This window comes from Pseudomonas floridensis (assembly GCF_002087235.1).
Classification (GTDB): domain Bacteria; phylum Pseudomonadota; class Gammaproteobacteria; order Pseudomonadales; family Pseudomonadaceae; genus Aquipseudomonas; species Aquipseudomonas floridensis.
Genome location: NZ_MUIO01000065.1, coordinates 18001 through 34964 on the forward strand (window position 1 = coordinate 18001; position 16964 = coordinate 34964).

17 protein-coding genes are annotated in these 16964 nt (G+C 61.1%); 1 reads left to right on the plus strand and 16 read right to left on the minus strand.

Features of this window, described 5'->3' with window-relative positions; translation table 11 throughout:
• Positions 1-19: 19 nt before the first annotated feature.
• The 12 genes from hutH to hutC all read right to left on the minus strand — a co-directional run bounded on the left by hutH (position 20) and on the right by hutC (position 12659).
• Complete coding sequence (gene hutH, locus BZK31_RS16280; RefSeq protein WP_083183983.1) at positions 20-1567, minus strand: histidine ammonia-lyase; 1548 nt, start codon at positions 1565-1567, stop codon at positions 20-22.
• A 94-nt stretch (positions 1568-1661) separates the two neighbouring features.
• Entirely contained in the window at positions 1662-3203 is a 1542-nt protein-coding gene (locus BZK31_RS16285) for an HAL/PAL/TAL family ammonia-lyase (protein WP_083183984.1), read from the minus strand.
• Between the two features lie 12 nt (positions 3204-3215).
• Positions 3216-4046: a quaternary amine ABC transporter ATP-binding protein gene (locus BZK31_RS16290; RefSeq protein WP_083183985.1), complete on the minus strand. Its 831-nt coding sequence runs from the start codon at positions 4044-4046 to the stop codon at positions 3216-3218.
• Complete coding sequence (locus BZK31_RS16295; RefSeq protein ID WP_083183986.1) at positions 4043-4894, minus strand: ABC transporter permease; 852 nt, start codon at positions 4892-4894, stop codon at positions 4043-4045. The genes BZK31_RS16290 and BZK31_RS16295 overlap by 4 nt, the downstream gene beginning before the upstream one ends.
• Before the next feature lie 72 nt (positions 4895-4966).
• The gene (locus BZK31_RS16300; protein ID WP_083183987.1) at positions 4967-5935 is read right to left on the minus strand and encodes an ABC transporter substrate-binding protein; all 969 of its coding nucleotides are present in this window, start codon (positions 5933-5935) and stop codon (positions 4967-4969) included.
• 116 nt (positions 5936-6051) lie between these two features.
• Entirely contained in the window at positions 6052-7770 is a 1719-nt protein-coding gene (gene hutU, locus BZK31_RS16305) for a urocanate hydratase (RefSeq protein ID WP_167377999.1), read from the minus strand.
• Between the two features lie 349 nt (positions 7771-8119).
• Entirely contained in the window at positions 8120-8824 is a 705-nt protein-coding gene (locus BZK31_RS16310; RefSeq protein ID WP_083183988.1) for an anti-sigma factor, read from the minus strand.
• Positions 8821-9387 (minus strand): sigma-70 family RNA polymerase sigma factor, encoded by a 567-nt coding sequence (locus BZK31_RS16315; protein WP_083183989.1) that lies wholly within the window; start codon positions 9385-9387, stop codon positions 8821-8823. Before BZK31_RS16315 ends, BZK31_RS16310 begins: the two co-directional genes overlap by 4 nt.
• A 100-nt stretch (positions 9388-9487) precedes the next feature.
• Positions 9488-10021 carry a DUF3455 domain-containing protein gene (locus BZK31_RS16320; protein WP_083183990.1) on the minus strand — a complete coding sequence of 178 codons (534 nt, stop codon included), beginning with the start codon at positions 10019-10021 and terminating at the stop codon, positions 9488-9490.
• Between the two features lie 105 nt (positions 10022-10126).
• Entirely contained in the window at positions 10127-11302 is a 1176-nt protein-coding gene (gene nhaA / locus BZK31_RS16325; protein ID WP_083183991.1) for a Na+/H+ antiporter NhaA, read from the minus strand.
• A gap of 26 nt (positions 11303-11328) precedes the next feature.
• Positions 11329-11952, minus strand: coding sequence for a HutD/Ves family protein (locus BZK31_RS16330; protein WP_083183992.1), 624 nt, complete (start codon positions 11950-11952; stop codon positions 11329-11331).
• On the minus strand, positions 11949-12659 hold the full coding sequence (hutC, locus tag BZK31_RS16335) for a histidine utilization repressor (RefSeq protein ID WP_208617208.1): 711 nt from the start codon (positions 12657-12659) through the stop codon (positions 11949-11951). The genes BZK31_RS16330 and hutC overlap by 4 nt, the downstream gene beginning before the upstream one ends.
• 179 nt (positions 12660-12838) lie before the next feature.
• Here hutC and BZK31_RS16340 point away from each other — a divergent pair, with 179 nt between their 5' ends.
• Positions 12839-14206: a formimidoylglutamate deiminase gene (locus BZK31_RS16340; RefSeq protein ID WP_083183994.1), complete on the plus strand. Its 1368-nt coding sequence runs from the start codon at positions 12839-12841 to the stop codon at positions 14204-14206.
• Positions 14207-14296: 90 nt separating this feature from the next.
• Here the strand turns inward: BZK31_RS16340 and BZK31_RS16345 are convergent, their stop codons facing one another.
• The 4 genes from BZK31_RS16345 to BZK31_RS16360 form a co-directional block, all read right to left on the minus strand.
• Positions 14297-14875 carry a lipocalin family protein gene (locus BZK31_RS16345; protein ID WP_083183995.1) on the minus strand — a complete coding sequence of 193 codons (579 nt, stop codon included), beginning with the start codon at positions 14873-14875 and terminating at the stop codon, positions 14297-14299.
• 3 nt (positions 14876-14878) lie between these two features.
• Positions 14879-15133, minus strand: a complete 255-nt coding sequence (gene bamE, locus BZK31_RS16350) for an outer membrane protein assembly factor BamE domain-containing protein (protein WP_004882706.1) — start codon at positions 15131-15133, stop codon at positions 14879-14881.
• A 134-nt stretch (positions 15134-15267) separates the two neighbouring features.
• The gene (locus BZK31_RS16355) at positions 15268-15870 is read right to left on the minus strand and encodes a DUF924 family protein (protein WP_083183996.1); all 603 of its coding nucleotides are present in this window, start codon (positions 15868-15870) and stop codon (positions 15268-15270) included.
• Positions 15871-15888: 18 nt separating this feature from the next.
• Complete coding sequence (locus tag BZK31_RS16360; protein ID WP_083183997.1) at positions 15889-16899, minus strand: class 1 fructose-bisphosphatase; 1011 nt, start codon at positions 16897-16899, stop codon at positions 15889-15891.
• Positions 16900-16964 lie beyond the last annotated feature (65 nt).

Below are 16964 nucleotides of genomic sequence, written 5' to 3' on the forward strand. Positions count from 1 at the left end.
CTGCCAGGCTCGCGGTGCATCACAGACTCGGTAGCAGACGTGCAGGAACCAACGGGTTCAGGCAAGTGGAGGACAACAGCTGACTGGCAGCTTCGATGTCCGGTGCGAAAAAGCGGTCCTTGTCGTAGGACGGAACCTTACTGCGCAGCAGGGCACGGGCTTGCTCCAGTTTCGGAGAGGTTTTCAGGCCGTTTCGCAGGTCCAGACCCTGACACGCAGCCAGCCATTCTACGGCAAGAATCCCGCGAACGTTTTCTGCCATTTCCCATAACCGCTTGCCAGCGGCGGGTGCCATCGACACATGGTCTTCCTGGTTGGCGGATGTCGGCAGGCTGTCGACGCTGTGCGGGTGGGCCAGCGCCTTGTTTTCACTGGCCAGGGCGGCGGCTGTGACCTGAGCGATCATGAAGCCGGAATTGACCCCGCCATTGGCCACCAGGAACGGCGGCAACTGCGACATGTGCTTGTCCATCATCAGCGAAATGCGTCGCTCGCTGAGCGAACCGATCTCGGCGATGGCCAGTGCCAGGTTGTCCGCGGCCATCGCGACCGGCTCGGCGTGGAAGTTGCCGCCGGAGATCACGTCGTTTTCGGCGGCGAACACCAGCGGGTTGTCGGACACGGCGTTGGCCTCGATTTCCAGCACCTCGGCAGCCTGACGCAACTGAGTCAGGCACGCGCCCATGACCTGTGGCTGGCAGCGCAGCGAGTAAGGGTCCTGAACCTTGTCGCAATTGCGATGTGATTCGGACACTTCGCTGCTTTCGCCCAACAGATCGCGGTAGCAGGCGGCGGCATCGATCTGCCCGCGCTGGCCCCGAGCCGCATGAATGCGTGCATCGAACGGCGAGCGCGAACCCAGCACCGCTTCGACCGTCAGCGCGCCGCAGCTCAGGGCGGCGGCAAACAGGTCCTCGCCTTCGAACAGACCACGCAGCGCGTAGGCGGTCGAGACCTGGGTGCCATTGAGCAGCGCCAGTCCTTCCTTGGCTGCCAGCGTCAGCGGCGTCAGTCCTGCGACTTTCAGGGCATCGACTGCATTGAGCCATTCACCCTTGTAGCGCGCCTTGCCTTCCCCCAGCAGCACCAGCGACATGTGCGCCAGCGGCGCGAGGTCGCCGGACGCGCCCACCGAACCCTTGAGCGGGATGTGCGGATAGACCTCGGCATTGATCAGCGCGATCAGCGCGTCGATGACCACCCGCCGAATCCCCGAGAAGCCGCGGCTCAGGCTGTTGACCTTGAGCACCATGATGACCCGCACCAGTTCATCGCTGATTGGCTGACCGACACCCGCCGCGTGGGACAACACCAGCGAGCGTTGCAGGTTTTCCAGGTCTTCGCTGGCGATGCGTGTCGACGCCAGCAGACCGAAACCGGTGTTGATGCCGTACGCGGTACGGTTCTCGGCCAGAATGCGCTCGACGCAGGCCACGCTGTCGTCGATCTGCTGGTCGGCGCTGGCATCGAGCGTCAGGTTCACAGGCTGCTGATAGAGGGCGCGCAATTGCGCCAGGGTCAACTGGCCAGGGATCAGGTTGAAGGTTTTGGCAGATGAGGTGGTCACGATGCAGCTACTCCTTGATTGATGTCGGGCGTGCACGCTTCCTGAGCGCGCCGCCGTCGGCCCAGCGTGGGTAACGCCGGGCCTTGACCGCTTTTTATTGGATTGCCGTATGTTCGCGGCAGTGCTGGAAAACCCTTTCCAGCGCTTGTGGTTCGTTGATCAATGCCGCGCAGCTGGCGATGTCCGGTGCCAGCCAGCGGTCTTCGTCGTAGGCCGGAACGCGCTCGCGCAACAGTTGCCAGGCGATGTTCGTCCCGGCGCCGAAACGCTGGGTCTTGAGAAACTCGAACGCCTGCGCTGCCAGCAAATACTCGATGGCCAGAATCTGATTCACATTGCCCAGCACCTTGTGCAGCTTCAATGCGGCGCTGGTGCCCAGGCTCAAATGGTCTTCCTGCAGGCCGGAGGTGACGTAGTTATCCACAACCGCAGGCTGCGCCATCTGGCGATTTTCCGCGCACAGCGAGGCGGCGACGTACTGGACGATCATCATTCCCGAGTTGACGCCCGGCTGACTCACCAGAAAAGCCGGCAGGCCGCTGACCAGCGGGTTGATCAGGCGATCCAGGCGACGCTCGGCAATCGAGCCCAGTTCGGCGACGGCCATGCACAACAGGTCGGCGGCCATTGCCACCGATTGACCGTGCGGATTGGCCTGTGAGACCACGCGATAAGCGTCAGGCGTGCCCAGCAGTATGGGGTTGTCGGTGACGGCGTTCAGTTCGGTCTCGATTTGACTGATCGCATGCGCCAACTGGTCGCGTGTCGCGCCATGCACCTGGGGTATCGAGCGGATGCTCAGTGCGTCCTGAGTGCGAATGCCCTGACTGCTGGCGAGCACTTCGCTGTCTGCCAGCAGGCTGCGCAGGTTGGCGCCGACCGACTGCATACCCGGATGCGGCTTGAGGGCGAGAATGGTTTCGTCGAACGCGTCCAGTTGACCACGCAGGGCTTCGAAGGTCATGGCACCGATTACGTCGGCCCATTGGGTCAGGCGCACGGCATCGGCAATGGCCAGGCAGCTCAGGCCGGTCATGCACGGCGTGCCGTTGACCAGGCACAGCCCGTCCTTGGCACCGAGAACCACCGGGCTCAAGCCTTCTTCGCTCAGGGCCTGCTGCGCAGGCATGATCTGTCCGCGATAGCTGACCTGTCCGATGCCCAGCAGCGCGACGCCGACATGGGCCATGTGGGTCAGGTAACCCACCGAACCCTGGGCCGGGACATGCGGTGTGATGCCATGATTGAGCAGGGCCAGCAGCGCTTCGACCACCTGCCGATGAATCCCGGATTTGCCCTGACTGTAATTGAGCACGGCGGCGCAGATGATGGCCCGCGTCTGTTCGTCGGCCAGCGGCGCGCCGACACCACAAGCGTGGCTGAGCAGGGTATTGCGCGACAGACGGCTGAGCTGTTCGCCTTCCAGCGAAACGTTGCACAGCGCGCCCAGCCCGGTATTCACGCCATAGGCGCGTTCGCCGCTGGTGACGATCCGCTGGACGATGTCCTGAGCGTTGTCGATCCGTGACCACGCGGCGTCCGACAGCAGCAATTGCGCGCCGTGCCGGGCAACGGCGACCACGTCCTGCCAGCGCGCCGGGGCATCACCGATGACGATCTGTTCTGCTCGCGACATCTGCGACAGTCCTTAAAGGGTGGCCACGCGCCGCTGAACGAAACGATCCACATAATCGTCGGCAGGCGTGTGAAGAATTTCTTTCGGGGTGCCGACCTGGATCAGCCGTCCGTCCTTGAGAATCGCGATCCGGTTGCCGATGCGCACGGCTTCGTCCAGATCGTGGGTGATGAACACGATGGTCTTGTGCAGGCTGGCCTGCAGCTCCAGCAACTGGTCCTGCATCTCAGCGCGAATCAAAGGGTCGAGCGCGCTGAAGGCCTCGTCCATCAGGATGATGTCGGTGTCGGCCGCTAGCGCACGAGCCAGACCGACGCGCTGGCGCATGCCACCGGAGAGCTGGTGCGGGTATTTGTTTTCATAGCCACTCAGGCCGACGGTATTGACCCAGTGCCGGGCACGCTCATCGCACAGCGCCTGGGTTTCGCCGCGCACTTTCAGGCCGTAGGCGACGTTGGCCAGTACGGTCTTGTGCGGCAGCAGGCCGAAGCTCTGGAACACCATGCTGATCTTGTGCCGTCGAAACTGGCGCAGCGCTTCCATGTCGTAGCGCAGGATGTCTTCGCCATCGACCAGAATCTCGCCGCTGGTAGGATCGATCAGCCGGTTGAAGTGCCGCACCAGCGTCGATTTGCCTGAGCCTGACAGGCCCATGATGACGAAAATCTCGCCGCTGCCGATGGACAGCGACAGGTCGTTCACGCCGACCACGCAACCGGTTTGCGCCAGGACCTGATCCTTGCTGTGGTTCTGCCGGACCAGGGCCAACGCTTCCTTTTCCCGGTTGCCGAAAATCTTGTACACGTTCTTGACGACGATCTTGTTCGGTTCCGCGCTCATCATTTGTGCGCCTCATGCCGTGGGCGGCCATAGGCCTGCGTGATGCGATCGATCACGACCGCCAGAATGACGATGGCCAGACCTGCTTCCAGCCCGCGTCCGACATTGAGCGTCTGGATGCCGACCAGTACGTCCTCGCCCAGACCACGAGCGCCAATCATCGAGGCAATCACCACCATCGACAGCGCCATCATGGTGGTCTGGTTGATCCCGGCCATGATGCTTGGCATCGCCAGGGGCAGTTGCACGCCGAACAGCTGTTGCCAGCGGTTGGCGCCGAAGGCATTGATGGCTTCCATGACCTCGCCATCGACCTGACGAATGCCCAGGTCGGTCAGGCGGATCAGCGGCGGCGCGGCGTAGATCACCGTGGCGAAGATCGCCGGGACCTTGCCCAGGCCGAACAGCATCAGCACCGGAATCAGGTAAACGAAGCTGGGCATGGTCTGCATGATGTCCAGCAGCGGCATCAGCACTGAACGCAGGCGATTGCTGCGCGCCGAAAGAATGCCCAGAGGAATGCCGATCAGCACGGCAATGATCGTGGCAACCAGCATCAGCGCCAATGTCTGCATCAGCTTGTCCCACAACCCGACCGCCCCGACCAGAAACAGCAGGCCGACGATTACCACGGTGGTGACGATCTTGCGTGTGGCGTGCCAGGCGATGCCGCCAACGATCAGCAGCATCAGCCACCACGGCGCCATGCGCAGCAGGCCTTCCAGATTGACGATGGCCCACAGCAGGGTGTCGGAGATGTGCCGGAACACATCGCCGTACTGGGTCACCAGCGAGTCGACACCGTCGTTGACCCAGTTGGCGATCGAGAAAGTGAAGCTTTCAGGAAACATAAGCGGCTCTCAAATAAGGTGTATCGGGTCAACGGCAGGGCAGCCGACGATCTGGACCGGCTGCCCGGTCGTTTACAGCGAGGCGTCCACCTTTTTCGCGGCGTCTTCACTGACCCACTGATGCCAGACTTCCGGGTGTTCTTTCAGAAAGATCCGGGCAAGTTTCGGCGATTCGATCCGCTCCTTGGCCATGCGCCCCAGGTTCTGGTTGAGCAGGTCGATCGGCAGATTGACCTTCTCCAGCACGGCAACCAGCTCAGGCGCCTGATCGTGGAACACTTTGGACACGCCGACCTTGATATCGATCGTCTTGTTCACCCCGGCTTTCTCTTCCAGACGCACCAGGTCGACCTGGCCCATCAACGGCGTTGGCGACCAGTAATACGTCAGGATCGGCTCGCCGCGCTTGTAGCTGGACAGAATAGCCGCGTCCAGCGCGGGCCCTGTGCCCGGACGGAAGTTGGTGTACTTGTCCTCCAGGCCATAGGTCTTGAGCATTTCGCTGTTTTCGAGTTCGCAGGTCCAGCCGGCCGGGCAGTTGTAGAAACGGCCCTTGCCCGGTTCTTCCTGATCCTTGAACACGGCCGAATATTGCGCCAGATCGCTGATCGACTTCAGGTTCGGCGCTTTGGCTTCCAGCTTGCGCTTGGCATCGCCTTCGATCACATAGCGCGGCACGTACCAGCCTTCGACTGCGCCGACCACCGGGGCACCGACACCGACCACTTTTCCAGCTGCGGCTGCCTTGTTCCAGACTTCGCTTCGTCCGACCCATTCTTCGGCGAAAATCTGAATGTCATTGGTGCTCAGCGCGTTCTCCATGGCAATGGAGTTGCCGGGCAACGCATCCACGGTGCAGCCATAACCCTTGTCCAGCACAACCTGCAGGATGTCGGTCAGCAGCATCGCGCTTTCCCAGTTCAGGCCTGCGAATTTCACCGGCTTGCCCGATTCACACCAGCTGGCGGCCTGACTCGCTCCTGCGCCGGCCAACAAGCCAGCGGATACCAGAGTGGTCAACAGGGACTTTTTCATATTCATTGTCGATGCTCCTACGCCTGAAAGGGATGGTGGCAGCTTCATCAAAACAGGCATCCGGCCTTTGGGCGTTTTCACGCCGTCCCCGAGGTGTGTCGGCCTGACGACCGACATCGCCTTTAACGTCCGATCATCGGCAGGTTCAAGCCCTGCTCTTTGGCACATTCGATAGCAATGTCGTAACCCGCGTCCGCGTGGCGCATGACGCCGGTGGCCGGGTCGTTATGCAGCACACGGGCGATGCGTGCGGCGGCTTCGTCGGTGCCGTCGCAGACGATCACCATGCCCGAGTGCTGCGAAAAGCCCATGCCCACGCCGCCACCGTGGTGCAGCGACACCCAGGTCGCGCCGCTGGCGGTGTTGAGCAGGGCGTTGAGCAGCGGCCAGTCGGACACCGCGTCCGAGCCATCGCGCATGGATTCGGTTTCGCGGTTGGGGCTGGCGACCGAGCCGGAATCCAGATGGTCGCGGCCGATCACGACCGGGGCCGACAGCTCGCCGCTGCGCACCATCTCGTTGAAGGCCAGACCGAGTCTGGCGCGCTGACCCAGACCGACCCAGCAGATGCGGGCGGGCAGACCCTGAAAGCTGATGCGCTCGCGGGCCATGTCCAGCCAGTTGTGCAGGTGCTCGTCGTCCGGGATCAGCTCCTTGACCTTGGCGTCGGTCTTGTAGATGTCCTGCGGGTCGCCCGACAGCGCGGCCCAGCGGAACGGGCCAATGCCACGGCAGAACAGCGGGCGGATGTAGGCCGGTACGAAGCCCGGAAAATCGAAGGCATTGCTAACGCCTACTTCCTTGGCCATCTGACGGATGTTATTGCCGTAGTCGAAGGTCGGGATACCGGCTTTCTGGAAGGCCAGCATGGCTTCGACGTGTTCGGCCATCGACTGCTTGGCGGCCTTGACCACATTGGCCGGTTCGCTCACCGAGCGGGCGCGGTACTCGTCCCAGCTCCAGCCTTTTGGCAGGTAGCCATTGAGCGGGTCGTGGGCGCTGGTCTGATCTGTGACCATGTCCGGACGCACACCGCGACGGACCATTTCCGGCAGGATCTCGGCCGCGTTGCCGCACAGGGCGATGGAGATCGCCTTGCCTTCGGCGGTGTACCTGGCGATACGCGCCAGTGCGTCATCCAGATCGCTGGCCTGTTCATCGACGTAGCGGGTCTTGATGCGGAAATCGATGCGGCTCTGCTGGCATTCGATATTCAGCGAGCAGGCCCCGGCCAGTGTCGCGGCCAGCGGTTGTGCGCCGCCCATGCCGCCCAGACCTGCGGTCAGCACCCAGCGGCCTTTGAGGTTGCCGTCGTAATGCTGGCGACCGGCCTCGACGAAGGTTTCGTAAGTGCCCTGCACAATGCCTTGGCTGCCGATGTAGATCCAGCTGCCTGCGGTCATCTGGCCGTACATTGCCAGGCCCTTGGCGTCGAGTTCGTTGAAATGTTCCCAGCTCGCCCAGTGCGGCACCAGGTTGGAGTTGGCGATCAGCACGCGTGGCGCATTGCTGTGGGTCTTGAACACGCCGACCGGCTTGCCGGACTGCACGAGCAGCGTCTCGTCGTCATTCAGGTGCGTGAGGCTTTCGACGATCTTGTCGTAGCACTCCCAATTGCGCGCCGCCCGCCCGATGCCGCCGTACACCACCAGTTCATTGGGGTTCTCGGCCACTTCCGGGTCCAGGTTGTTCATCAACATGCGCAGCGGCGCTTCAGTCAGCCAGCTCTTGGCCGTCAGTTGAGTACCGCGTGCAGCACGAACCTCACCTTCACGATGGCGGGTCCAGTCCTGCTTCAGGTCTTGATTATTCTCGGTCACAAAAAATTCCTCAGCGATCATTCCAAACCGGCCCGTGCAGGGCATTCCAATACAGTCCGCAGAGCAGGCTTGATTAACCTGTCTCTACTTGTACATACAAGCATATGCAATCTGAAGACCAACTTCGCTTATGGCTGCTTGAGCACGTTTGAAAAATCACGGAAAGGCTTTGTTTCGGGATGTACGAAGGCGTGTGGAATGTTTAAAGGCGGATAAAGACAATAGCCGGAGTTGTTACTGAAACGGAATTTTGCGCGGTTTTGGGGCGGTGGGTAACACGTTGGTGCAGGAGGAATGCACGCTCATAAAGGCTTACAACCCGGATTCATTATTCCCGCGTGTGTGATGGGCGTTCATTCAGCCACGCACCTTAAATCACCTTCACCGCCCGCCCGATGAACTGAATGGGGCCGGTCGGTTTACCAATGGGCGAGCCGGTGGATTTTTCCAGTGTCAGTTCGAATAGCTGGTTGGGTTGCAGCGGCGGCAGTTTGTCGAGCGGGATGTGCAGGCTTTGCCCTGGCTTGACCAGCCCGAGGGACACCGGGCCTTGCCAGTCGTCGCCTTTGGTCCAGAACTCCAGTGCCTTGTCGGCCGGGACTTCGAATGCGCCCAGCGGGATCAACTGGATTTCCTGCGGGTTGCTGGCCTGGACCACCCAGCCCGGCGACTTGTCCTGCGGCCCGACCAGCACCACCACGTACGACGGCGGCGCAGGGTCACGGGTCAGCAGCGTCATGCCCAGCACCAGCGAAGCAGCAAGACCTGCACCGGCCAGTCCACGCCAGATTGCCAGGTTGTCCCACCAGCGCACCGCATGTTCGGACGGCTTTGCAGATGTGGTCCGGTCCATCAGGTTGCGCTCGATGCGCTCCCAAAGGCCGGGCGAGGGTGTGATGGGTTCGGCCAGCCCGGTCAGGGGCAACAGGCGTTGTTCCCAGGCGTCTATCGCCGCCTGCAGATCGGGTTCGTGAGGCAGGCGACGTTGCACGTCGAGCCTTTGTTGCGCCGACAGTGTGCCGAGTACGTACTCGCCCGCCAGCTCGTGAATGTTGTCGTCCGAAGGTCGGGTCATCCCATGCACTCCCGCAAAGCCGTCAGGCTGCGCTTGATCCAGGCTTTGACCGTACCCAGTGGCGCGCCGATTTTCTGCGCGATTTCCTGATGCGAATAGCCGTCTACATACGCGTGAAACACGCAATTGCGCCGCACCGGTTCAAGCTGCTCCAGGCACGACGTGATGCGGCCCGGATTGACGCGCCAATCGAAAGCGTCGTCGGTTTCCTGCCAGCCTTCCAGCGTCGCGGGCTCATGATGATCTTCGCTGCCGTCATCCTCAATGTGAACTTCCCGAGCGGTGTTGCGCAGGTTGTTGAGCGCCAGATGGCGGGTCACGCTGAACATCCAGCCGCGTGCCGAACCGCGTGTTGCATCGAAGCTTGCCGCGTTCGTCCAGATCTTCAGAAACGCGTCGTGCACAATGTCTTCGGCTTGTGCCCGGTCACGGACCAGCCGCATGACCACACCGAGCAGCCGCGCACTTTCCTGTTCATAAAGACGATGCAGCGCCTGCCGCTCACCGCGAGCGCAGGCATGCAGCGTGGCTTCGTAATCAAAGAGGGATTCGTGTGAGGACAAGGTGATCCGCCATCAGTGGACTACTGCCCCGTTGATATCACGAGGACCCGCGCAGCAGCATAGCTTACTGACTGCGCGATGCCCGATTGCCAGCCTTTGATCAGTTGGCAGCCCAGAACACGTAATCAGCCTGATACTTGACCACTTCCTTGGCGCCCTTGTTGCTGGCAGCGCACGCGGTGGTCGGTGCGACGCCGCCTTTCAGGGCGACACGCTGAATGTACGCAACGCCGCTCATGGCACCTTTGCCTTCAGCAGGGTTGGCCTTGACCAATTGATACGGCAGGTTGCCTGCGCTCGACGGCGCCACGGCGACCTGAGTGCCGGTCACTTTCGAGCCGTCTTTGGCTTCCCAGGTGGCGGGCGGGCCGTAATAGGTACCGACCTGCTTGCCGCTCTTGTCATTGAGCACGGCCTTGGGCCCGACGAACGCCCATTCCATCTCGTTGGGCATGTTGGCTTTGGCGCGGCACTCGTAAGTAATTTCGCCGACCCCGGTGGTTTGCATGCTGATCTTGTGACCGGCCGGGACCTGAACGCTTTCAGGCAGATCGGTCTGGGCCAGGGCGACGGACGACAGGCAAGTGAAAGCCAGGGTACTACCTGCAAGGCAGAGCAAGCGTTTTGCGTTCATGCAGAAATCTCCAGATGGTTTAACCGCGCTCAGCAACTCGAAGTGGCTGCTATCTGTACTACCCGCGAGAACACGATCTGGATGCAGTGATTTGAAAATATTTTTTCAGGACCGACTGAAACGGCTGCGCAACAGGAGAATCCCGGTGATCGCTGCGATGCCCGAACCCAGCAGTACGCCGACTTTGACTTCGTCGATCAGGTGCTGCTGACCCGGAAACGCCAGGTTGCCGATGAACAGGCTCATGGTGAAACCGATGCCGCACAGGATCGCCACGCCATACAACTGCACCCAGTTACTGCCTTGCGGCAAAACCGCAAGCCCGGCACGAATCGCCAGCACGGCGGCGAGGAACACACCGATCTGCTTGCCCACGAACAGCCCCAGCGCGACACCCAGCGGCACCGGATCGACAAGGTTTTCCATCGAGATACCCGACAGCGAAACGCCCGCGTTGGCGAAGCCGAAGATCGGAACCACGGCGAACGCGACCCAGTAATGCATCTTCTCTTCGAGAAACAGCAACGGCGAACGCGCTTCCTCTTCAGGCTTGCCCATCGGGATGCACAGCGCCAATGCCACACCGGCCAGCGTGGCGTGGACGCCCGACTGCAACACGAAGAACCACAACACAGCGCCCAGCAACAAATAGGGCAGCAGGCGACGGACGTTGAGGCGGTTCATGACGATCAGCACCGCCAGCGTTGCGAAGGCAGCCCCCAGCATGGGCAGGTTCAGGCCTGAACTGTAGAAGAACGCGATGATGGTGACCGCGCCCAGGTCGTCGAGAATCGCCAGGGCCGCCAGAAACACCTTCAGCGACGTCGGCACCCGACTGCCCAGCAGCGACAGCACGCCCAGCGCGAACGCAATGTCGGTGGCGGCGGGAATGGCCCAGCCGCTCATGGTCTGCGGGTTGCCCCAGTTGATGGCGATGTAGATCAGCGCCGGAACCAGCATCCCGCCAGCGGCCGCGAAACCGGGCAGGGCGCGCTGGCCCCAGGTCGCCAGGCCGCCGGCCAGCACTTCGCGTTTGATTTCCAGGCCGACCATGAGGAAGAAGATCGCCATCAAGCCGTCGTTGATCCACAGTTCGACCGACAGGCCCAGCCACACACTGTGGAGAATCGAGAAGTAACCGGCACTGAGCGGGGAATTGGCGACGATCAATGCGGCCAGAGCGGCCACCATCAATACGATACCGCCTGCCGATTCGGAGGCAAGAAAGCTGGCGAGGATGGCGACGGCTCGGGGTGTTTCCTGGTTGGGGAATTGAGTCATGGTCGTCCTTGAACGAAACGCTGATTTTATTGGGCCGTCAGGATACCTTCATTGGCCAGGGCATTCAGCTCAATCAGGCAGCAACGGCTGGCGCCTGAGGACTGCAGCTCGATGTCCATGAGCCCGGATGCAGAGTCATTGTCGACCTGAGCGCAGTCATGCCTGCCAAGGATTTCCCAAGGCTGGTCGTTGACGCTGAGGGCGATCTGTTCGGCCATGCTGAACAGCAGGAAAGTCGTGGCCGAACTGAACAGTCTTTGCGGCTGGAGGACATCGATCCATTGCAGGCGCGCGCTGTACCGATGCGCAGCATAGATCAGATTGAAATCCCGGATCGGCCCGTCGAGCAGCGTGCATTCCACATGGCTGTCGCCGCTGAAGGCGAACGGGTCGGAGGGCAGCAACTGACGGCTGGGAATGCCGTCCACCGACAACGTCATGCCGCTGCCTTGCAGCACGGTGATGATCCGTTGATAACCGGCGAACACCGAAAAACCGCCCGACTGTTCGATGTCGGCAATCGACAGGCGCCAACCGAAGCCGTCCAGATCCTGACCGGCATCACGGGCGATTTCTTCGGTGCTGCCGCCGCCGTTCTTCCACGGCATGCGTGGGTAATCGGCCGCACGCAGGATTTTACTTACGATCATTTGGTGAAGCGTCCTTCCAGGCGATGACGGGATCCGGGGTGGATCAAGCGCGCCGCGGTCACCGGCTGACGGCCTGACCAGGTGCGGCGGCGAATCAGCAGGCACGGTTCACCGGCGTCGATTTGCAGCAGTCTGCACTCGTCGGCTTCGGCCAGAATCGCCTCCACCACGTGCTCGCCCTCGGTCAGCGGCGCGACTTGTGACAGATAGGCGTAGGGCGTCTGCTGAGTGAAGTCCTGCTTGAGGTAATCCGGAGCGACCTGTGCGTTGACGAAACGGTCTTCGATCTGGACCGCGATGTCGTTCTCGTAATGCACGATCAGCGAATGGAACACGCGCTGACCTTCGCGCATGTCCAGCGCCAGGGCGCGTTCGGAACCGGCGGCTTCCTCCTTGAGGACGATGACCTTGCAGGAGTGACGATGGCCCCGTGCGGCGATCTCGTCGGCGATATTGTGCACTTCGAACAGCGCCGACTGGCTCTTGGGCTCGGCCACGAACGTGCCGACGCCTTGCATGCGCACCAACAGGCCTTCGGCCGTCAGTTCACGCAGGGCGCGGTTGATGGTCATGCGGCTGAAACCCAGCTGGGTCACCAGTTCGCTTTCCGAAGGCACGCGATGATGCGGCGGCCAGGTGCCGTTCTGAATCTGCAGGGCGATCATGTGTTTGACGCGGGCGTACAAGGGTGCGGGACTTTCGCCCATCTGGGCTGCCAGGGAGGAAGAGGCGGGCGGCGTCGGCACGTGGAAGTCCTTGTTGTCGGGATGATTCAGGCGCTCAAGCTAACCATTAACCGGTGGTACGGCAAGTTTGCCGGAGGTTTACCGGCTGGCTAAACGTCTGTATATGTATATACAAATTACAGTGATGAGGTGCGAAGTCAATGTCAGCCTTCTTTGCCGAGCGTGCGTTACTGCCTGACGGCTGGGCCAGCGATGTGCGTCTGGAAGTCAGTCCGGAAGGTCTGCTGACGCGGATTCAGGCCAATGCGAACCGAGAGGGCGCCGAAGTCGTCAACGGTCCGTTGCTGCCTGGCATGCCCAATCTGCACTCTCACGCCTTTCAACGCGCCATGGCCGGGCTGGCCGAAGTGGCGGGCAACCCCAATGACAGTTTCTGGACCTGGCGCGACCTCATGTACCGTCTGGTCGGTCGCATCGACCCGCAGCAACTGGGCGTCATCGCTCGTCAGCTGTACATCGAGATGCTCAAGGGCGGCTATACCTCCGTCGCCGAGTTTCACTATGTGCATCACGACACCGCCGGCAAGCCTTACGCCGACCCCGCCGAACTGGCGCGGCAAATCAGTCAGGCGGCGAGTTCGGTCGGCATCGGTCTGACACTGCTGCCGGTGCTCTACAGCCATTCGGGGTTCGGCGGACAGACGCCCAACGAAGGCCAGCGCCGGTTTATCCACAGCACCGACAGTTATCTGGACCTGCAGGCGCATCTGAAACCGATTGTGGCGGGCCAAACGGCGCAGCGGCTGGGTCTGTGTTTTCACTCATTGCGCGCGGTAACGCCGGAGCAAATCAGCGCTGTGCTGGCCGCCAGTGATCCGGCGTGTCCAGTGCATATCCATGTTGCCGAGCAGCAGAAGGAAGTCGATGACTGCCTGAACTGGAGCGGTCGACGTCCGTTGCAGTGGCTGTATGAGAATACGCCTGTGGATAACCGCTGGTGTCTGGTGCACGCGACCCATGCCCAGCCCGACGAAGTGACGCTCATGGCGCAAAGTGGCGCGGTGGCCGGGTTGTGCCTGACCACTGAAGCGAATCTGGGCGACGGTATCTTCCCGGCGGTGGATTACCTCGCGCAGGGCGGGCGCTGGGGCATTGGTTCCGACAGTCACGTTTCACTCAGTGTGGTCGAAGAGCTGCGCTGGCTGGAGTACGGTCAGCGGCTGCGTGATCAGCGCCGTAACCGGTTGCATCGCGACGATCAGCCAAGGGTGGGCCGAACGCTGATGGATGCTGCACTCGCGGGCGGTGCGCAGGCGCTGGGTCAGGATATCGGTGCTCTGGAAGTAGGCAAGCGGGCGGACTGGCTGGTATTGGACGGCAACGATCCTTACCTCGCCACCGCATCTGGCGATGGCATTCTCAATCGCTGGCTGTTTGCAGGCAGTGACCGGCAGATTCGCGATGTCGCGGTGGGTGGACGCTGGGTGATACGAGAAGGGCGACATGCCGGTGAAGAACAGAGCAGTCGAGAGTTTGCGCAGGTATTGAAAACCTTGCTGGACAGCTGACAGGTCGGCGGGTGAAGCGAGACGCGCAGCGTTTTGAGAGACATCCCCATGCAGCGCATGGGGATACTCATATCAATCCAGCGAGCCGTATTACTTTTCGCCCTTGCCGATCTTCGAGTCGTCTTCACGCCAGATCAGGCGGGACGTGTCGTAGCCCTGCTGGCGGGCTTTGCTCAGCATCTGCTGTTTCACGGCTTCGGACACCGTAGGGGTGCGTGACAGCAGCCAGAGGTATTTGCGGTCAGGATTGCCGACGATAGCAGTCTTGTAGCCTTCGCCTATGTCCAGCACCCAGTAGTCGCCCTTGGCTACACCTGGCAGCAGACGCGAAAACCAGTTGTCGAACACGACCCACAGCTTGTCAGTCTTGCCCGGCTCTTGCGGCGAGGCGGTGCCAGTGGCTTCTTCCCATTTGCCTTCAATCGTGCGGCAGCGGTTGGTCACGCCGATGTTGCCGTCATCCTTGAGCACGTAGCGGGCTTCGGATTGCGCGCACTTTCGCTGGAAGAACATCGGCAGACGCGCCAGCTCGTACCAGGTGCCCTGATACTGCTTGAGATCGACGCTGTCGACGGTTCTCGGCTCGAGGTTGTCAGCCGAGTGTGCAAAACCGATGGCCAGAAAGCTGGCCATCACGCAGATGCCAAAACGTACAAGTACCTTGATCATGAGTTATTTGAGGCCCTGGCCCGAGAACAACACGACCTTGTCGGCTGCGTACTGCACGCTGATAAAGGTGTTCTGATCACCCCATGTGCAGCTGGACATGCCTAGCGCACCGGAACACTCGGTCGGGCTGCCCAGCAAGGACTCGACTTGAGCCTTGGGCATGCCAGCAGACAACTTGGCGTAGTTTTCCTGAGTGATTTTGCTGCACGCAGCCAGAAACACGCAAAACGACAGTAAAGCGACATAGCGCAAGGACATGGATGTAGCTCCTGAACGGAAGGGGGTCGCGTCGCAACGAGCGCTGATGCAGCGTGACGCTGGCGCAGTACCGCAAGCTTAGAAGAGAAAAAGCTGATCTGGTTCCCGGCTGACGCAAGGATTTGTTTGGCCGATCAGAAGCTTGAGCCGGGTTTCTTGAGAAATTCTATTTCTTCGTCGGTCGAGGTTCTGCCCAGAATCGCGTTGCGGTGCGGGAAGCGTCCGAAGCGGGCGATGATCTTTTGATGGCGCTCGGCGTAGTCCAGGCTGCTCACGAAATAATCGCGATCGGTGGCGGGCATCAGGGGAAGGAGGCTGGAAAAGCAGGTGATGGCGCGGTTCTGGTCAGCGAGGTCTTCACTGTGTTCCAGCACCAGATAGATAAAGGTGCGTTGCAACGGCTCAAGGTGCTGATCGCGCTCCAGCTTCAGGCCATGCCGGACCAGTGTCTGGGCCCGTTGATCGCCCGCGAAGGCTTGTGGCGTTTCGCGGTAGATCATGCGCGGCAGTTGATCGAGCAGCAGGATCAGCGCCAGCCAGCCTTTGGGGTTTTCCGCCCATTCGGCCAGTCCGCCAGCAAGAGCCTTGTCGACCTGAGCACCGAAGCGTTTACGGGCTTCGGTGTCATTGGCTTTTTTCTTGCCGAACCAAAGCGTGTTCCTGGCTTTCACCACTTCGGTCGGCGATTCGGCTGAACCGAACCACCAGTCAAGCAGCGGCAACCAGGGCGCACGCATCGGTCTTGCTCCTTGTGCTTACTCTTTGTAGTAAGCGGTCGCGCGCTCGACTTCTTCCTTCGAACCCAGGAACACCGCTACACGCTGGTGCAGGCCTTCAGGCTGAATATCGAGGATGCGCTGGTGACCGTCGGTGGACGCGCCGCCCGCCTGTTCGACCAGGAACGACATCGGGTTGGCTTCGTACATCAGACGCAGTTTGCCCGGCTTGGACGGCTCGCGGCTGTCGCGTGGGTACATGAACAGGCCTCCACGGGTCAGGATGCGGTGTACATCGGCGACCATCGCTGCAACCCAGCGCATGTTGTAGTTCTTTTTCAGCGGACCTTCTTCGCCTTGCAGCAACTCTTCAACGTAACGCTGTACCGGGGCTTCCCAGTGGCGCTGGTTGGACATGTTGATGGCGAATTCCTGGGTGGTCTCAGGGATGGTGATGTTTTCGTGGGTCAGCACGAAGCTGCCCATTTCGCGGTCCAGCGTGAAACCTTTGACGCCGTCGCCCAAGGTCAGGATCAGCATGGTCTGCGGACCATAGATCGCGTAACCGGCAGCGACCTGCTCGGTGCCTGGCTGCAGGAAAGCCTTTTCATTCAGGGCTTCGTTCTGGCTCAGGTACTGGTTAGGGCAGCGCAATACCGAGAAAATGGTGCCGACCGGTGCATTGATATCGATGTTGGACGAGCCGTCCAGTGGGTCGAATACCAGCAGGTAGGCACCTTTCGGGTATTTGCCCGGGATCTGGTAGGCATTGTCCATTTCTTCGGACGCCATACCGGCCAGGTGACCGCCCCATTCGTTGGCTTCGAGCAGGATTTCGTTAGAGATTACGTCGAGCTTTTTCTGCACTTCACCTTGCACGTTCTCGGTGCCCATGCTGCCGAGTACGCCACCCAGCGCGCCTTTTGAAACGGCGTGACTGATCTCCTTGCATGCTCGCGCCACTACTTCGATCAGGAAGCGCAGATCGGCAGGAGTGTTGTTGCTGCGGGTCTGCTCAATCAAGTAGCGACTTAGTGTAACGCGGGACATGGATAGCTCCGAAAATAGGGGGTATGAAAACCCGCGCAGTTTAACGCGAGTGGCGACGTAATACT